General features: G+C 50.9%; 14 protein-coding genes. 4 read left to right on the top strand and 10 right to left on the bottom strand.

What is annotated here, in order from left to right; genetic code table 11:
* Together AACT35_RS01865 and AACT35_RS01860 are read left to right on the top strand one after the other, a co-directional pair.
* Nucleotides 1-996, top strand: coding sequence for a glutathione S-transferase family protein (locus AACT35_RS01865; RefSeq protein WP_099238430.1), 996 nt, complete (start codon nt 1-3; stop codon nt 994-996).
* Between the two features lie 41 nt (nt 997-1,037).
* Entirely contained in the window at nt 1,038-2,726 is a 1,689-nt protein-coding gene (locus AACT35_RS01860) for a DUF2079 domain-containing protein (protein WP_099238428.1), read from the top strand.
* A gap of 82 nt (nt 2,727-2,808) precedes the next feature.
* On the opposite strand, the gene AACT35_RS01855 is transcribed toward AACT35_RS01860, so the two are convergent.
* The 5 genes from AACT35_RS01855 to trmD all read right to left on the bottom strand — a co-directional run bounded on the left by AACT35_RS01855 (nt 2,809) and on the right by trmD (nt 7,867).
* On the bottom strand, nt 2,809-3,039 hold the full coding sequence (locus AACT35_RS01855; protein ID WP_041443620.1) for a DUF3134 domain-containing protein: 231 nt from the start codon (nt 3,037-3,039) through the stop codon (nt 2,809-2,811).
* A gap of 91 nt (nt 3,040-3,130) precedes the next feature.
* Nucleotides 3,131-3,886, bottom strand: a complete 756-nt coding sequence (locus AACT35_RS01850) for an MBL fold metallo-hydrolase (RefSeq protein WP_099238426.1) — start codon at nt 3,884-3,886, stop codon at nt 3,131-3,133.
* Between the two features lie 51 nt (nt 3,887-3,937).
* Entirely contained in the window at nt 3,938-6,289 is a 2,352-nt protein-coding gene (locus AACT35_RS01845) for an HD family phosphohydrolase (RefSeq protein ID WP_099238424.1), read from the bottom strand.
* A gap of 73 nt (nt 6,290-6,362) precedes the next feature.
* Nucleotides 6,363-7,154 carry a hypothetical protein gene (locus AACT35_RS01840; protein WP_143596763.1) on the bottom strand — a complete coding sequence of 264 codons (792 nt, stop codon included), beginning with the start codon at nt 7,152-7,154 and terminating at the stop codon, nt 6,363-6,365.
* Nucleotides 7,155-7,156: 2 nt separating this feature from the next.
* A complete protein-coding gene (gene trmD, locus AACT35_RS01835) occupies nt 7,157-7,867 on the bottom strand; it encodes a tRNA (guanosine(37)-N1)-methyltransferase TrmD (protein WP_030006894.1) in 711 nt (236 codons plus the stop codon).
* A 232-nt stretch (nt 7,868-8,099) separates the two neighbouring features.
* Here trmD and AACT35_RS01830 point away from each other — a divergent pair, with 232 nt between their 5' ends.
* Nucleotides 8,100-8,939, top strand: a complete 840-nt coding sequence (locus AACT35_RS01830) for a cyanophycinase (protein ID WP_012308002.1) — start codon at nt 8,100-8,102, stop codon at nt 8,937-8,939.
* A 205-nt stretch (nt 8,940-9,144) separates the two neighbouring features.
* The gene (gene cphA / locus AACT35_RS01825) at nt 9,145-11,838 is read left to right on the top strand and encodes a cyanophycin synthetase (RefSeq protein WP_099238420.1); all 2,694 of its coding nucleotides are present in this window, start codon (nt 9,145-9,147) and stop codon (nt 11,836-11,838) included.
* Between the two features lie 51 nt (nt 11,839-11,889).
* On the opposite strand, the gene pheA is transcribed toward cphA, so the two are convergent.
* The 5 genes from pheA to AACT35_RS01800 form a co-directional block, all read right to left on the bottom strand.
* On the bottom strand, nt 11,890-12,768 hold the full coding sequence (gene pheA, locus AACT35_RS01820; protein WP_099238418.1) for a prephenate dehydratase: 879 nt from the start codon (nt 12,766-12,768) through the stop codon (nt 11,890-11,892).
* 42 nt (nt 12,769-12,810) lie between these two features.
* On the bottom strand, nt 12,811-13,098 hold the full coding sequence (locus tag AACT35_RS01815) for a hypothetical protein (protein ID WP_099238416.1): 288 nt from the start codon (nt 13,096-13,098) through the stop codon (nt 12,811-12,813).
* A gap of 30 nt (nt 13,099-13,128) precedes the next feature.
* Nucleotides 13,129-14,349 carry a M20 family metallopeptidase gene (locus tag AACT35_RS01810; RefSeq protein ID WP_099238414.1) on the bottom strand — a complete coding sequence of 407 codons (1,221 nt, stop codon included), beginning with the start codon at nt 14,347-14,349 and terminating at the stop codon, nt 13,129-13,131.
* Nucleotides 14,350-14,598: 249 nt separating this feature from the next.
* Nucleotides 14,599-14,862: a photosystem I reaction center subunit PsaK gene (psaK, locus tag AACT35_RS01805; protein WP_012307997.1), complete on the bottom strand. Its 264-nt coding sequence runs from the start codon at nt 14,860-14,862 to the stop codon at nt 14,599-14,601.
* Nucleotides 14,863-15,010: 148 nt separating this feature from the next.
* Complete coding sequence (locus AACT35_RS01800; protein ID WP_099238412.1) at nt 15,011-15,556, bottom strand: DUF2854 domain-containing protein; 546 nt, start codon at nt 15,554-15,556, stop codon at nt 15,011-15,013.
* Nucleotides 15,557-15,593 lie beyond the last annotated feature (37 nt).

The raw sequence follows: 15,593 nt of genomic DNA, 5'->3' as shown, positions 1-15,593 counted from the left end.
ATGGCAGTTCCCCCGAAGTTTCTGATTCAAACGGCACAATTTGTTTGGCATCGCCTGTGGCAAACCCTGATGTCTCAATTGGCCCCCAGTGACCCAACGGGCAATTTTCAGCGGGTTGAGAGTCAATTTCGCCATTGGGTCGGTTCTGAGCAGTTTCCGCCAGAGCCAAATCGTTATCGACTCTACATTGGCCTTACTTGTCCCTGGGCGCACCGGACAGCCATTACCCGCATCCTCAAGGGTCTAGAGGACGTTGTGGATCTGAGTGTGGCGATCGCCGATGTGTCAGTGGGAGGCTGGCGTCTGGAAAATGACCCCACGGGCTGCCGCAGCATGAAAGAGCTTTATCAATTGGGCCAGGCGGGTTACAGTGGTCGCTGTTCTGTGCCGGTGCTGTGGGATTGCCAAACGTACCAGGTCGTCAATAACGAGAGCGCAGAGATTATTGTGATGCTCAATGATGCCTTTAATCGGTTTGCGAAATTCCCAGAGCGAGATTTATATCCAGAACCATTACGACCAGAAGGCGATCGCCTCAATGACCTCATCTATCGCACTGTTAATAATGGCGTTTATAAATGTGGCTTTGCCCGCACCCAAGCCGCCTATGACCAAGCGGTCGAAGCTCTTTTTCAAACTTTGGATCAGTTAGACCAACGCCTAGGCGATCGCCGCTATCTTTTGGGCGACCAACTCACCCTCTGCGATATCCGCCTGTTTACCACCTTGATTCGCTTTGATCTCGTTTATCATGGCCTCTTTAAATGCGATCGCCGCCGCATCTGTGATTACAAAAATCTCTGGGGCTATCTACGAGATATCTATCAACTGCCAGGTGTTGCTGCTACCTGCCCCCTCAAAACAATCCAGCAAGAATATTACAGTTCTTTATTTCCTCTCAATCCCAGCGGCATTATTCCCCTCGGTATCGATATTCATCGCATTCAATCTCCCCATGACCGCCACACTTTAGCCATCAATTCCGACGATTCCTAACTCTGATAAGATTTTGGAGATTCATTGTTAGGCAGTGTTCTATGGTCAATCTTGAGGACATCAGACCCGTCAAAACCCCCTTTAAACAGGAAGAATGGCGGCCTATCCTGATTGTTAGCGGCATCTTTTTTATCATCTGTATGGCTTTGGTGCTGCACCGTCATTTCACATTCTATTCCTCCTATGACCAAGGCATCTTCAATCAGGTTATGTGGAATGGAGCCCATGGCCGTTTTTTTCAAAGTAGCCTCTCTTCACAGTTATCTACCAATGTTGTTCATGCAGGGGAAGTCCCAGATGTCAGCTACCATCGCCTTGGGCAACACTTCACTCCTGCTCTACTTCTGTGGTTGCCGATTTATTTCTTTTTTCCCCATGCTGCAACCCTAGCCGTACTTCTAGTTACCATGCTATCGGCAGCGGGTCTTGTTCTGTACCTATTAGCACGACATTATCTAGATCCAGTTCCTGCCCGTTGGATTACCTATAGCTATTACGGTGCAAATGCTGTAATTGGCCCAACTTTATGTAATTTTCACGATAATTTCCAGTTGCCTCTTTTTATGTTTACGTTGCTTTTAGCCATGGAAAAACGTTGGTGGTGGCTCTTTGGAATTATGTGTCCTTTGATCGTCATGATCCGTGAAGATAGCGGTATTGTTCTCTTCGGGGTGGGCGCCTATATGATCCTTAGTCGTCGTTTTCCAAAAATCGGAGCGGCGGTCTGTTTGTTTAGCTTTGGGTATATTTTGCTGCTAACTAATTTAATTATGCCGATCTTTTCAGAGGATATTTCTAAGCGATTTATGCTCGAACGATTTGGGCAATATACAGACGCGGCAGAGGCTTCCACCCTTGATATTTTATTGGCAATGCTCTCCAATCCATTGTTACTTCTTAGGGAACTGGTTACTCCTTTTGATCGGACAATTAAATATCTCGCAGGACAATTTTTGCCATTTGCTTTTGTCCCGGCAGTGGCTCCGAGTGCTTGGGCGATCGCCGGATTTCCTTTGCTCAAACTTCTGTTAGGAAAAGGGATGTCTGTTCTCTCGATTAATATCCGCTATGCCCTTGCTGTTGTACCAGGTATTTGTTATGGGGTAATTTTATGGTGGTCTGGGGAAGGCTTTAATAATTTTTTTCGGAAAAACCAGCCCCGTCATCCCCGACAAATCAGCCCATTTTTTAAAAAATTCTGGATTACTTGTTTAACCTTATCTATCGCTTTCACCATCACAGCTAATCCTAACCGGACACTTTACTTTATGATTCCGGATTCTTTGCAACCTTGGGTTTATGTGTCCCCGATTGAGCAATGGTCTCGCAGTGTTGATATTCAGGGCACGATTGGCCGTATTCCTCAGGATGCAAGCGTCTCCGCAACAACCTACATCATTCCTCATCTATCTAGTCGTCGAGAAATTATTCGTTTACCCGGCATCGAAATTGAAAACGATCAACAAAACATCGAAAAAGTTGATTTTATTGTGGCAGATCTATGGCGTCTAGTGCGTTATCAAGTCGCTTTTGATGAAGATTGGCAACGATTGAAAGATTATGTTGGGGTAATTGATCAAATTGTTGATCAAAATGAATATGGCATTGTTGATTTTAAAGAAGGCGTTATTTTGTTAGAAAAAGGAAAAAGTTCAACACCTGATTCAAAACAGCAGTGGAGAGCCTATCGACAAGCTTTGATCCCGATCTTAAGTAAAAACGATAATTGAATATAAAAAAACTACCCCCTAATATCTTTATGGTATTGGGGGTCAACGAGATAATTTAGAGATTCATTTTTGAGTATTCTGTTTAATCGAGATCAGTATCATCATCGTCATCATCATCTTCAAAGCCGTCTTCATCCATCAGCTCAGATAAGTCTTGATCGTCTGCCATCTCATCGATCAAGTCATCTTTTTTCTCGCGGTAAATAATGCGACCGTTTTCTTCTAGCCATTCTAGTAATGATGTCTTTTGCTCGAGGGCAATCACGGAGGCAGGCGCGTATCGAGGTTCTTGGCGCAGGGAAGGATTTTTCATAGTCAAAACTAGGCGATCGCTACGGATATGTGAGCAGTTTTTTAGTATAGCTCATTCAGGATTCGGGCAGGACTTTGGATGGGGTTATTTTTTAAGCCAAAACCGTACAAGGAGTCCCTGGCGTCGGTTCTAAAACCAGGGTGTCGGGTTGTTTTTCATGGAGCATCTGCTTAAAGTCAGCGACCGTACCTTGGGGTTTGAGGAATTTCATCACCAGCCCTTCAAAGTTGATATCTCCACCAGCGGCGGTGGGCAAAATGACCTGGGGTTTTAGCCATTCACAAACCTGTAGGGCACTGGCTTGACCTTTGATTACGGGGCCGAGGAGGGGCAGAGTAAGATTGATCAATGGCGTCACCACAACGTCAATCGGAGCATACTGCTTCAACTCCGGGGAATGGTAGCCGTGGGGTTCGTAATAGAGCGTTTGGCCAGTGCTGAGATCCTTGAGCAGGTAGCCATTTTCCAAAGTGGTTGGCCCCACCGGAGACCCTTTCAGAGCCAGAATTTCTAAATTATCAATGGTGTATTTCTGGTGATGCTCTAGGGTGTGGATGGTTTGATAACCCAGAGACTCCACGACCTTGGCCGCATTAGGGGAAGCGACAACGGGTAATGCATGATCCAACTGCTCTAGGGTAGGTATGTGGGCATGGTCCGGTAGCCCCTGGGATAGGAGTATTAAATCTATATTTTCGGGAATGGGACGATCCTGGGGGCGATCGCCTTTAAATAACCAAGGCGTATTCCCAAACATCAACGAACCCACTAGCCAAGGATCTAGCAAAATACGTTTTCCGGCCATCTCAATGAGCCAGCTATTACTGTCGAGGTATGTCAATTCCATGGGTGAGCCTAGAGTACTTATTTACAGATCTTAACAATTTCTGTCCTGGGGTTAACGGCGAGACTCCAATACGGCCTGGGGATAAGCAATACGCTTATGGTTGTACTGCTCCCATACTTTTACAAAAACATCCACAATGGACGGCAACTCATTTTTTGCAATGCCAGATTCAGCTAATTGACCATCTTGCCAACGGGCCCGAAATATACGATTGACCATAATTGCCGCCTGGTCTGGGGTCGCTTCTTTCAAGGAACGTAGGGCTGCTTCGCAGCTATCTGCCAGCATTACCACCCCTGTTTCCCTTGATTGGGGGATCGGGCCAGCATAACGGAATAACTGTTCATCCACACTGTCTGGGGGGTGGCCTTCTTTTTCGGCAAGGGCACGGGCCTGATGATAAAAATACGAAATTTGCATCGTCCCTTGGTGTTCTGGGATGAAGTCACGGATTGCCTTGGGTAGCTTGTGTTTTTTGGCCATTTTTTCCCCTTCCGTTACGTGCTTGCGAATAATCTCGACGCTTTCATAGGGGCTGAGTTGGTCATGTTTATTGGGGCCACCCTGCTGATTCTCAATAAAGCCTTCGGGGTCATGGGTCTTGCCAATGTCATGGTAGAGAGTTCCAGCGCGGATTAATTCCACATCACAGCCTAATTGGCGACCAGCAGCTTCGGCGAGGGAGGCGACAAATAGCGTGTGTTGGAAGGTTCCGGGGGTTTCTTTAGCAAGCTTGGCGAGTAGAGGACGATTCGGGTTGGAAAGTTCAGCTAAGCGAATGGGGGTCAGCAGTTCAAAGAAGCGTTCTAGATAGGGGGATAGTCCGAGGGCAATAATAATCCAGACGGTGCCAGAGAAGCCAAAAATCAATGCTTCTGGTAAGAGGACATACCAGAGGGTTTCGGCACTGGCACTGGCAATGAGATTCCAGGCGAGGCTAACGACAGCTTGCATGGCCCCAATGGTGAAGCCAAGGCTGGCTTGTTCTTCGCGCGATCGCAATTTGCCGCTCTGTTGGGCGGCAATGATTCCGCCGACGGTGGCCGCAATGAGGTGATCCCATTTAATGTTTTCGTTGCTAATGCCCGTAATCCCGGATAAGAGGGCCACTTGGGTGATCGCAATGTGGGGATGGTAGAGGCTACCGGTGAGTAATCCGACGGCTGGTAAGTTGTTGTTGTAGGGAAATTTCGTCAGGCCCAGGAGGGGGGTACTCAGGCTAATGAGCAGCAGCAGCACCCAATCACGCCGCCGCAGGTTTTTCTTGGTTTTGGTAACGACAAGGATGGTTATGGCAACGCCACCGCTAACTAGGAGCGCATAACCGCCGAGACCCAACCAGTTAATTTGGCGATCGCTGAGGCCAAAGCCATCGAGTAGCACAAAATCTTCCTGGCTAATTTGCTCTCCCTTGGTGACAATGACCTCGCCCGAATCAATGCTTACAACGACGGGTTCTACGGCAAGGGCTGCCTGTTCGGAACGGCGTTTGGTTTCTTCGCGGTCTTCGATCAGGTTGGGGCGCAGGGTTTGGCTTAAAGTGTCGATGGCAAAGGCGCGCCCGGATCTATCGTTTTCGAGTTGTACCTGGATAGTTTCTTGGAGGAGGCTTGGGGAAATGCCTGGGGGAATCCCTTGGGTCAAAATGCGATCGCCAGCCTGGAGAATATCATTACGGACTTGCTCCCATTCTGCGTCAGACAGGCGGAGTAAAAAGGTTTGGTGGGTTTGAAACAGGTCAGTGTTAAAGGTGGTTTGGGCTTCGGCGATCGCCTGTTGGTAGCCTTCCCGGGCCACCATGATCGTCGTGATCACCCTTTGCACTGCCGCAGGGCCAGCTCCCCCGGCATAGGCGTAGAGTTCCCGGGTCGGGGTCGCCAAATTTGCATCCGTGGGCAGCAGGGTATCAAGGGGCGGCAGGGGAGAAATTTCGAGTTGATCGGCGATCGCCAATACTGTTTCCCACTGGGCAGCGCTGGCTTGGCGGAGTGTTGTTTGGCTCGGAATCGATAAAATTTGGGGATCGAGAAAGGGAAATTCACCGGAAATGGTACGGACTCGGCTAATGTCATCGAGGAGGGTTTTGAGGTCTTGCTTGATAGCTGGCGTAACTTCTGGATCTCGCTTCAAACTAGGGATTGCGCCCTGGCGAATTTCCTGGCGTTTTGCCTCAGTGGTCTTGGTATCCTCAAATTCACCATCGCTGGGAGCCGTGATCGTCTTCGGGGCAATGGTATCCACCGCCAGTTGCGGCTGGTTATAAAAGCGATCGCCAATCACGCTAGTCAAGGATGTAACTGCCACCACTGCCAATACCGAAGCAGAAAGTTGACTAGGCGATTTCCGCCGGGTGGGAGATTGCCCTTGGCCCCGATGCTGTTTGGAATTAGACCAAAAATTCATATGCAAATTGAAAAAAGATGCGATTCATTCAGACGTCCACCCAGTGCAGAAAGATGCAATCGATCGCGGGATGCTAAACAAGGTGGCGTTGGGAAATAAGTTGAAGCTGGGGACGATATTGGAGAACGGACTGACTTGCAATAAGGGGTACCTGCTCCAACTGTAACTGATTTTCTGGGGGAAGTCCCGACCAGCGGCTCCAAAACTGTAAGACTTGGGTTTCCATTGCCTCTAAATCATGATGTAGCCGTAAACATAGGGGTAAATGGCGATCGCCCCGGAGGACACCGACAAAAATGGCGACCCAAAGGCTGATAATACTCGATTCTGACCGGACTAGGGCGAAACTCTCTGACCAACGCCCGTCACCATAGGCGATCACCCCATAGATTAGCAAAAGTTGTCGCGTTGCCTGATCAAGCTGTTTTTCGGCTCGAATCGTCCGACTGAAGCTTGTCCAGGTCTGTTGGGGAGTCCAGGGGGATGGTAGTAGTGTGCCGACCGGGGAATATTGCGCGATGTGGGTGCGGAATGTCCCAGGGGTAAGTTTTTCTCGGAAACAAGCACTCAAGGCTCCAGCCAAATCCAGCACCATAGGGTACTGCGCCGGGGGCGGGTCAAATTTTCCCAGGCGATCGCCTAAATCCTGGGGATCTTCGTGGCAAAACACCAACAGTGGCAACAACAAAAACGCATTTTCTAAGGGCTCTTCGGTAAACGGGGGCCGCCAACTGCCCGGTGTGCCGGTTTCGCTGTATTGGTTCATCAGGGTCTGCATTGAAAGGAGCAGGGGCGAGGTGTCATGGCCCTCAAATTGGCTGGCGATCGCCAACATCATGCCCAATAATCGGTGATAAAGACTCACAATCATTCCTGAACCTCCCCTTCGGAAGCCTGCCACGCTTCCCAAAGATCCGGTCGTCGGGCCTGGGTGCGTTGGATTTGCTGGGCCAAACGCCATTCCGCAATTTTTTGGTGATTACCAGACCGCAAGACCGCCGGTACTTCCCACTCCCGAAACTTAGCGGGGCGCGTATATTGCGGATAGTCCAACAGCGGCACCTGGAAACTATCGGCTTTCAGGGATGCTTCTTTGCCCACCGTGCCCGGCAGTAAGCGAATCACGCCGTTGAGCAACGTTAACGCCGGAATTTCGCCACAGGTCAAGACAAAATCGCCCAAGGAAATTTCCCGGGTTACCAAATGCTCCCGCACCCGCTCATCAACCCCTTCATAATGGCCGCAGATTAGAACCAACTGGTCATAGGTGGTTAATTCCGCCAAAAGTTGTTGGTCGAGCCGTTGTCCCTGGGGCGTCATCAAGATCACTTCCCGCTTAGGTTGCACGGGTAAAGACTCGACTGCGGCGAAGAGGGGTTCTGGTTTTAATAACATCCCCGCACCGCCCCCATAGGGTTCATCATCAACACTCCGGTGTTTATCCGTCGTGAAATCCCTGGGGTTAGTGAAGTTAACGGTGGCAATGCCTTTCCCTAAAGCTTTTCCCAGGAGGCCGGACTGGAGCGGCGAGGTAAAAAAATCTGGAAAAAGGGTCACAAGATCGAAATGTAAAGCCATAGAAAAAGGGGGAGTGAAAGTGATGGTTTTTTGACCTAAAAAAGAATAATCAGCTAATTTGAGAATGACAAGGACTATGCAATAATTGTGGGGATTTTTCTGGATTTCTCTGGTTCTTTTGGTAAGGGTTCAGACCGCAGGAATCTGGTCAATGGCTCGGCCCCCATGGTGGCTTCACCAAGTGCAAATGGATCTGGAATTTCGCCTCTCACCTGTCCTCAAGATTAAACTAATGCCGTCAGAAACTTCTCTTGCTCAGCAAACTTCTTTTAAGAGTTCCATCCTTGTCATTGGGGGAGCGGAAGATAAGGTTCATGGTAAGGAAATTCTCGCTTCGTTTTTCCGACGGTCTGGGGGCACTGGAGCGGCGATCGCCATTATTCCATCGGCATCCCGCGAACCGTTACTGATTGGCGATCGCTACCAACGGATCTTTGAGGATATGGGCGTCGCAAAGGTTAAGGTCTTAGACGTGCGCGATCGCATCCATGCTGAAGACCGCTATTACCAAGAATTTGTTGAAGATTGTACTGGCGTTTTTATGACGGGCGGCGACCAGCTTCGCCTCTGTGGTCTACTTGCAGATACGCCACTAATGGAACGCATTCGTCAACGAATTCACAGCGGCGAAATCACCCTCGCTGGCACTAGCGCCGGGGCCGCGGTGATGGGCCACCATATGATCGCTGGGGGCAGTAGCGGCGAATCTCCCAACCGGGGTCTGGTGGATTTGGCCATGGGCCTGGGGATGATTCCAGAAATTATCGTCGATCAGCATTTTCACAACCGCAATCGCATGGTGCGTCTCCTGAGTACGATCGCCGTGCATCCAGACCGCCTGGGGATTGGCATTGACGAAGATACGGCGGCGGTCTTTGAACAGGAAGGGTACTTAGAAGTCCTGGGCCGGGGGACAGTCACCATTGTTGATGCCCAGGATTTGACCCACACAAATCAGTCCCGTGTCGATACATCGGAACCGCTGAGTCTCCACAATTTGCATCTGCATATTCTCTGCCATGGCGATCGCTACGACCTCAAAAACCATCGGCCAATGTCCGGAAACCTTTAAATGATGGTCACTAACCGACAAATAATCCACGAACAAATTGTCCTAGAATAATTAGCAATTCTAGGGCGATCGCCAAATGTCATACTCCAGTTCACCATTTCCCCTTGACAGGCCACTGCTGCGGATAGCATTGGTCTAACGCCGCTTATCGTCCACCCAGCGGCATTTGCGCCCAGCCCCACCAGACTTTCAACCACGCCAACCTATGAGAATCCTCAAGACCCTAACCCTCAGAGGCCCCAATTATTGGAGTATTCGACGCAAAAAGTTGATCGTCATGCGTCTCGATCTCGAAGAAATTGCGGAAATCCCCTCCAACGAAATTAGCGGATTCTACGAAGCCCTCAGCGAAACCCTCCCGAGTCTCGTCGAACACCACTGTTCCCCCGGTTGCCGGGGTGGTTTTTTAAGTCGTGTCCGGGAAGGAACTCTCATGGGTCACATCGTGGAACATGTCGCCCTCGAACTCCAAGAATTAGCGGGTATGCCCGTTGGGTTTGGTCGCACCCGGGCCACTGGCGATCATGGTGTCTACAATGTCGTTTTTGAATATATCTACGAACAAGCAGGACGTTATGCCGGACGGGCCGCCGTACGTCTCTGTCAATCCATCCTTGATACTGGGCGCTATTCTCCCAAAGAACTAGAGCAGGATCTCGCCGATCTCACAGATCTCTGTGCCAGCTCAGCCCTCGGCCCCAGTACCGAAACCATCGTCAAAGAAGCCGAATCCCGTGGGATTCCCTGGTCATTGCTCAGTGCCCGTTCCATGATTCAACTGGGCTATGGCCTACATCAGCGACGATTGCAAGCCACCCTCAGCAACCAATCTGGCATTTTAGCCGTTGAATTAGCCTGTGACAAAGAAGGCACCAAAAATATTCTGGCCGATGCGGGTGTCCCCGTGCCCCGTGGTACCGTGATTCGCTATTTAGATGACCTTGAGGATGCCATTGAAGATGTCGGTGGCTATCCCATTGTGATTAAACCCCTCGATGGCAACCATGGCCGTGGCATTACCATTGATATCAAAACCTGGGCCGACGCAGAACACGCCTACGATCTCGCCAGTGAAGCCTCAAAAACCCGCTCCGTCATCGTAGAACGTTACTACAAAGGTAGTGACCACCGGGTATTGGTTATCAACGGTAAGCTCGTTGCTGTCTCCGAACGGGTACCAGCCCATGTGGTCGGGGATGGTCACTCAACCATTGAAACCCTCATCGAAGAAACAAACCGCGATCCAAACCGGGGCGACGGCCATGATAATGTCCTCACTCGCATCGTCATCGACCAAACAGCCCTGAAGGTGCTCGATCGCCAAGGCTTATCCCTGGATACCGTACTCCAGGACGGAGAAATTGCCTATTTGCGAGCCACGGCGAACCTCAGTACCGGGGGCATTGCCGTTGATCGTACCGATGATATCCACCCCTACAATGTGTGGCTCTTTGAGCGGGTGGCCAAAATTATTGGCTTGGATATTGCCGGGATTGATGTGGTTACTGAAGACATTACTCAGCCCCTCCCCGATACCGATGGGGTGATTGTGGAGGTCAATGCGGCCCCTGGTTTTCGGATGCACGTGGCGCCAAGCCGTGGTTTACCCCGAAATGTGGCGGCCCCGGTACTGGATATGCTTTATCCCGATGGTGCCCCCAGCCGGATCCCCATCATTGCCCTGACGGGAACCAATGGCAAAACTACCACTACCCGTTTAACGGCCCATATCTATCGCCAAACGGGAAAAGTCGTGGGCTATACCAGCACAGATGGGGTTTACATCGGTGACTATCTCGCCCAAAAGGGTGATAATACTGGCCCCCAAAGTGCGGCGATGATTCTCCAAGACCCAACGGTGGAAGTGGCCGTCCTGGAATCAGCCCGGGGCGGTATTTTACGGGCTGGTTTAGCCTTTGATCGCTGTGATGTAGGAGTCGTACTCAATGTCGCAGCAGATCACCTAGGTCTAGGGGATATCAATACCATTGAGCAAATGGCCCAGGTCAAGGGCGTGATTGCTGAAACAGTTAGTCCCGATGGCTATGCGGTTCTGAATGCGGATGATCCCCTCGTTGCCGCCATGGCCGAAAAGGTGCGGGGTAAGGTCACTTATTTTTCGATGCAGCCGGATAATCCCTTGGTTTTAGAGCACATACGACGGGGTGGCCTCGCAGCGGTTTATGACAATGGTTATCTGACGTTGTTAGAAGGAGAATGGAAGCTGCAGGTGGAGCATGTGAAGCACGCGCCGGTGACAATGGGGGGCATGGCTCCGTTTATGATCGCCAATGCCCTCGCTGCTTGTTTGGCCGCCTTTGCCCAGGGCGTTGATATTGAACATATTCGCCAGGGGTTACGCACCTTTAAGCCTTCGGCAGCCCAGACCCCAGGGCGGATGAACCTTTTTGATTTGGGAACGCACCACGCGCTGGTGGACTATGCCCATAATCCGGCGGGTTATGAGGCCGTTGGTGCCTTTGTGAAAAACTGGCCCGGCGAACGAATCGGGGTGGTGGGTGGCCCTGGCGATCGCCGCGATGAGGATTTAATTTTGTTGGGGCGCATTGCCGCTGCGGTTTTTGACCGAATTATCGTTAAAGAAGACGATGACAAACGGGGCCGCCACGCAGGGGAAGTGGCAGATTTAATCCGCCAGGGGATTCAAGAAGAAAATCCCAATTGCCAATACGAAACCATTCTTGATGAACAACGGGCCTTGAATGTTGCCCTCGATGAAGCGCCCCAGGAAGCTCTGGTGGTGATTTTCCCCGAAAGTGTAACCAGGGCGATCGCCATGATTGAGCAGCGCCTACCCAGCCAAACTAACCCTGGCCTGAATGGGACGACGACTGTCTCTTCCGAAGCTCCGGTGAATTCTCCCTCCATCGCTAGTTAAGGAGTCGTTTGTCCGTAATTCACCTATTTTTTCAAACAAAAAACGAGCATCCTACACCTGGAGATCAGGGGCGGGCGTTGCCCCTAGGGAAACTAAAGGAATCGTGCGGTAGTTGCCGAGGATTTTTAAAATTTCTGTGTGGGTCTGGAGTTCCGTCAGGGCTGCCTGAACATCGGGATTTGTAAGACAACCATCGAGATCGACAAAAAATAAATATTCCCCCAGGGAGCGTTTCGTGGGGCGCGATTCAATGCGGCTGAGGTTAATTTTGCGGCGGGCAAAGACCTCTAGGGCACTCACGAGAACCCCAGGAATTTTTGCGGGCAGGGTAAAGGCAAGGGAAATCACATCCCCAGCCGTTTGGACTTCCTTCCCTAAAACCCAAAACCGGGTGCAATTTTGCGGAAAATCACCAATGGCATCCACCACGATGGGTAAGTGGTAAAGATGTGCTGCCCGGGGCGCGGCGATCGCCCCTAGGTGAGGATTGTCCTTAAGGCTACCCAAGACCGCCGTGGTTGAATTCGCTTCAATGAGGGCCGCATGGGGCAGATGTTTTTCCAGCCACCGTTGACATTGGGCCAAGGCCTGGGGGTGGGAGCGGACTTCTTTGATGTCGCTAAAGTCTGGGGCGAAGGAAATTAGGGCATGGTGGATGGGCAGAATAATTTGATGGCAGATGGATAAAGGGTGCAATTCCCAGACCAAATCTAAGGAGATCGCCACCGACCCTTGAATCGAATTTTCCACCGGGATCACCGCTAATTGCACCTCATCGTGGGCGAGGGCATACAAACTCTGGGCAATGCTTTGGCAGGGTACTAGATCCACAGCCGGCGATTGTTCCCGCTGCAACCATCCTTGATAGGTCTGTGCCGCTGCTTCGGCGTTGGTGCCCGCTGGCCCAAGGTGAGCAATTTTTATGGTCATACCCGACGATCAATCTGCGAATGTTTCCAATCCTACCAATTTTTAAGGGCGTTGCCGCTGCCGTGGTCGCGTCGTCCACCAGATCATCGCCCCACTGGCCAGGAGCAAAAGCAAGCCCAGGGCATTGAGAAAAGGATAGATCACCTCTAAATTCACAGGGCCAAAATGTCCCCGGTGGAGCTCTAACAACCAATAAAAATCCGCCGTATTGCCCGCCAAAGAAGCCACTTGAAACAGGGATCCCGTCAACACCGTAATCAACAGAGGCGCGACCATAATCGGCACAAGGCGGCGGTGGATTTGACGGAGATCGCGTTGGGGAAAAGCCATAGCTGCTGTTACCTCGAAAAATAATCCCCTCTATTGTGGGATGTTTTCCAGAGATTGGTGGCTTGGGGCCGGGGCTGTGGTTTGGAAATATTTGTGGGCCGTGTAGGCGAGGGTAACGACCCCTGTCAGAATTGCGCTTTCATCAATATCAAAGAGGGGATGGTGCAGGGGATAGTTCAAGCGGTTTTGGTGGCCGACCCCCAAGCGAAACATTGTCCCGGGGAGATTTTCGAGGTACATGGAAAAATCTTCGGCCCCCAGGGAAGGCTCCGGCAAAATTTCTACATGGCGATCGCCCAGGGCTTCCCGACTCGCTTGTTCGAGGATTTTTGTCAAACCGGGATCATTTTGCACCGAAGGTACCCCCCGCTGGTAGTTGACCTTATATTTCGCGCCATAGGTATTGCAGATATTGGCGACAATATTCTCAATCCATTGGGGTAAATCCGCATGGGTTTCTGGGTGGAGCGATCGCACGGTGCCAGTCATATGTACTTCATCGGCGATGACATTGGCGGCCCGGCCCCCGTTAATTTTGCCAATGGTGAGGACGATGGGTCGCAGGGGATTTTGGGTACGGCTGATCGACTGTTGCAGGGCCGTAACCACCTGGGCAGCAATCCAAATCGCATCAATGGCTTGGTGGGGTCGCGCCCCATGACCCGATTCACCGTAGATAAAAATTTCTAAATCATCGGCGGCAGCCGTCAGGGCACCATAGCGAATCCCAATGTTTTTAGCGGGAATGGTCGGGAAAACGTGCAAGCCAATCACCCCATCGATCCCCACCAAAGCACCGTCATCGACCATCCATTTCGCCCCCTGGGCAATTTCTTCGGCGGGCTGAAATAAAAAACGAATATTACCGGCGATCGCCTCCGGGAGTTGGGCCAAAACCATCGCTGCCCCCAGACCCACCGTTGTGTGTACATCATGGCCGCAGGCGTGCATCACCCCCATGCGAGTGGAAGCGTAATCTAATTTTGTACATTCTTGGATCGGCAGCGCATCCATATCGACGCGGATCCCTAGGGTGCGCGGATCGGTGCCTTGGCCCTGGAGGTTACCAACCACCCCTGTTTTTCCCACGGACTCCTGTACCGCAATGCCGCAGGAAGATAAAACCCCAGACACATAGGCCGCTGTCTGTTGCTCCTCGCCGCTCAGTTCGGGGTGGGCGTGGATATGGCGACGGATTTCAATTAAACGGGGTGCTAAGGTTTCGGCAAGGCTTTTAATTTCGGCGAGCATAGGGGCGGTCAACTTTGGACTGGCAGTTGCAATGGAGGTTTAGCCTTTTATTTTAAAACAGCTAATTTGCTGGCGTTGCTCGGAGTTGTTGCTCACTGACGGCGATCGCCTCTGGATTTTTTAAAACCACCCCACAACAAAAATCCCCAGAAAAACTCCGGGGATCCAACAACCTTCTCCAAAACAAAAGACAAAACGACGAATTTTAAATAATGACAAGCTCAAATCAAACCAGCAAACACAGGTTTCTTAGATGGCACCCATGCTACCTAGGCCGAGGATCACCCCAACACCGAGGATATGTCCGAAACTCGTGGTTGCTAAGAGCGCAGGGAGACCCATACCACCGAACATATCAGGCATCGGCAATTCGGGGCCTTCGGAGGGGTGCTTAATGGTGGCTTTCCCAATGGCGATCGCCAAAACATTGCAGATCACCATCACAACGGCGACTTTGGGGCTCCAGGCCATGGTGGTGGGCACAGCAGCGGCAACGGTAAGGGCAAGGGACATAAATCTTGACTCCTAAATAACGATTAAATAAATTTTGGATTTTTTAGCGTAATTGTCCCTAGTTTTGCCCAAAGCTGAGCCTTTGCTTTATTTCCTTTGCAATACTTAGCAACATCGTAAAGTTTTATAAATGGATCGCCCCCATCGGCTACTCAGCACGAATCAATGCCAGCTCAATTTCATCTTCTGTGGGCTGGGCGATCGCCGCTGTAACATCGGGGCCAAAAAACCGTTCAATTTTCTCCTGGCGGGTCTGCCAATCTTCTAGGGAAAATAACGGCGACTTAAATTCCAGTACCAACGCATAGCGTCCTTCCCGGGATTCCTCGCGGATGTGGTGTAACAGGGGTCGTTCTTCGTCCGTCGGGCTTAAGCCCAGGCGTTCTAGGGCATCATCTAAATGGCAATCTTGACCATAGCGATACCGAGTCACATCTTTTCTGATTTGCTGTTGGGTCGCCGTTGCTTGGCTGTCCCGCAGTGCTTCTAATTCCGGTGAAAGCGCTTTGCTGTAGGCGATCGGTTTAATTTCCGCTGCCTTGAGGGCCAACCCCCCCAAAAGAATCGGGATGCCGTAGAACATTCCCGCCAAATTCAAGGTGGCATTACCAAAGCCATAGGCCGCGAAACCCACCACCGAGAGAATACCTCCCACCACTAAACCCACACTACCCAGGGAAATTTTGCCGAACATCCAGTTGCCCCATTAATCCTAAAAAACACAAAACGTT

Source organism: Synechococcus sp. BDU 130192 (assembly GCF_963876085.1).
In the GTDB taxonomy this organism is placed as follows: Bacteria; Cyanobacteriota; Cyanobacteriia; order Cyanobacteriales; family MRBY01; genus MRBY01.
The sequence above is the reverse complement of the archived record's forward strand: the minus strand, read 5'-3'. Positions and strand labels throughout refer to the sequence as shown.

What these genes read in the sequence shown, in the direction of transcription:
- AACT35_RS01865 (WP_099238430.1), top strand. Translation starts at nt 1, where the DNA reads ATGGCAGTTCCCCCGAAGTTTCTGATTCAAACGGCACAATTTGTTTGG.
- AACT35_RS01860 (WP_099238428.1), top strand. Translation starts at nt 1,038, where the DNA reads ATGGTCAATCTTGAGGACATCAGACCCGTCAAAACCCCCTTTAAACAG.
- AACT35_RS01855 (WP_041443620.1), bottom strand. Translation starts at nt 3,039, where the DNA reads ATGAAAAATCCTTCCCTGCGCCAAGAACCTCGATACGCGCCTGCCTCC.
- AACT35_RS01850 (WP_099238426.1), bottom strand. Translation starts at nt 3,886, where the DNA reads ATGGAATTGACATACCTCGACAGTAATAGCTGGCTCATTGAGATGGCC.
- AACT35_RS01845 (WP_099238424.1), bottom strand. Translation starts at nt 6,289, where the DNA reads ATGAATTTTTGGTCTAATTCCAAACAGCATCGGGGCCAAGGGCAATCT.
- trmD (WP_030006894.1), bottom strand. Translation starts at nt 7,867, where the DNA reads ATGGCTTTACATTTCGATCTTGTGACCCTTTTTCCAGATTTTTTTACC.
- AACT35_RS01830 (WP_012308002.1), top strand. Translation starts at nt 8,100, where the DNA reads ATGCCGTCAGAAACTTCTCTTGCTCAGCAAACTTCTTTTAAGAGTTCC.
- cphA (WP_099238420.1), top strand. Translation starts at nt 9,145, where the DNA reads ATGAGAATCCTCAAGACCCTAACCCTCAGAGGCCCCAATTATTGGAGT.
- pheA (WP_099238418.1), bottom strand. Translation starts at nt 12,768, where the DNA reads ATGACCATAAAAATTGCTCACCTTGGGCCAGCGGGCACCAACGCCGAA.
- AACT35_RS01815 (WP_099238416.1), bottom strand. Translation starts at nt 13,098, where the DNA reads ATGGCTTTTCCCCAACGCGATCTCCGTCAAATCCACCGCCGCCTTGTG.
- AACT35_RS01810 (WP_099238414.1), bottom strand. Translation starts at nt 14,349, where the DNA reads ATGCTCGCCGAAATTAAAAGCCTTGCCGAAACCTTAGCACCCCGTTTA.
- psaK (WP_012307997.1), bottom strand. Translation starts at nt 14,862, where the DNA reads ATGTCCCTTGCCCTTACCGTTGCCGCTGCTGTGCCCACCACCATGGCC.
- AACT35_RS01800 (WP_099238412.1), bottom strand. Translation starts at nt 15,556, where the DNA reads ATGTTCGGCAAAATTTCCCTGGGTAGTGTGGGTTTAGTGGTGGGAGGT.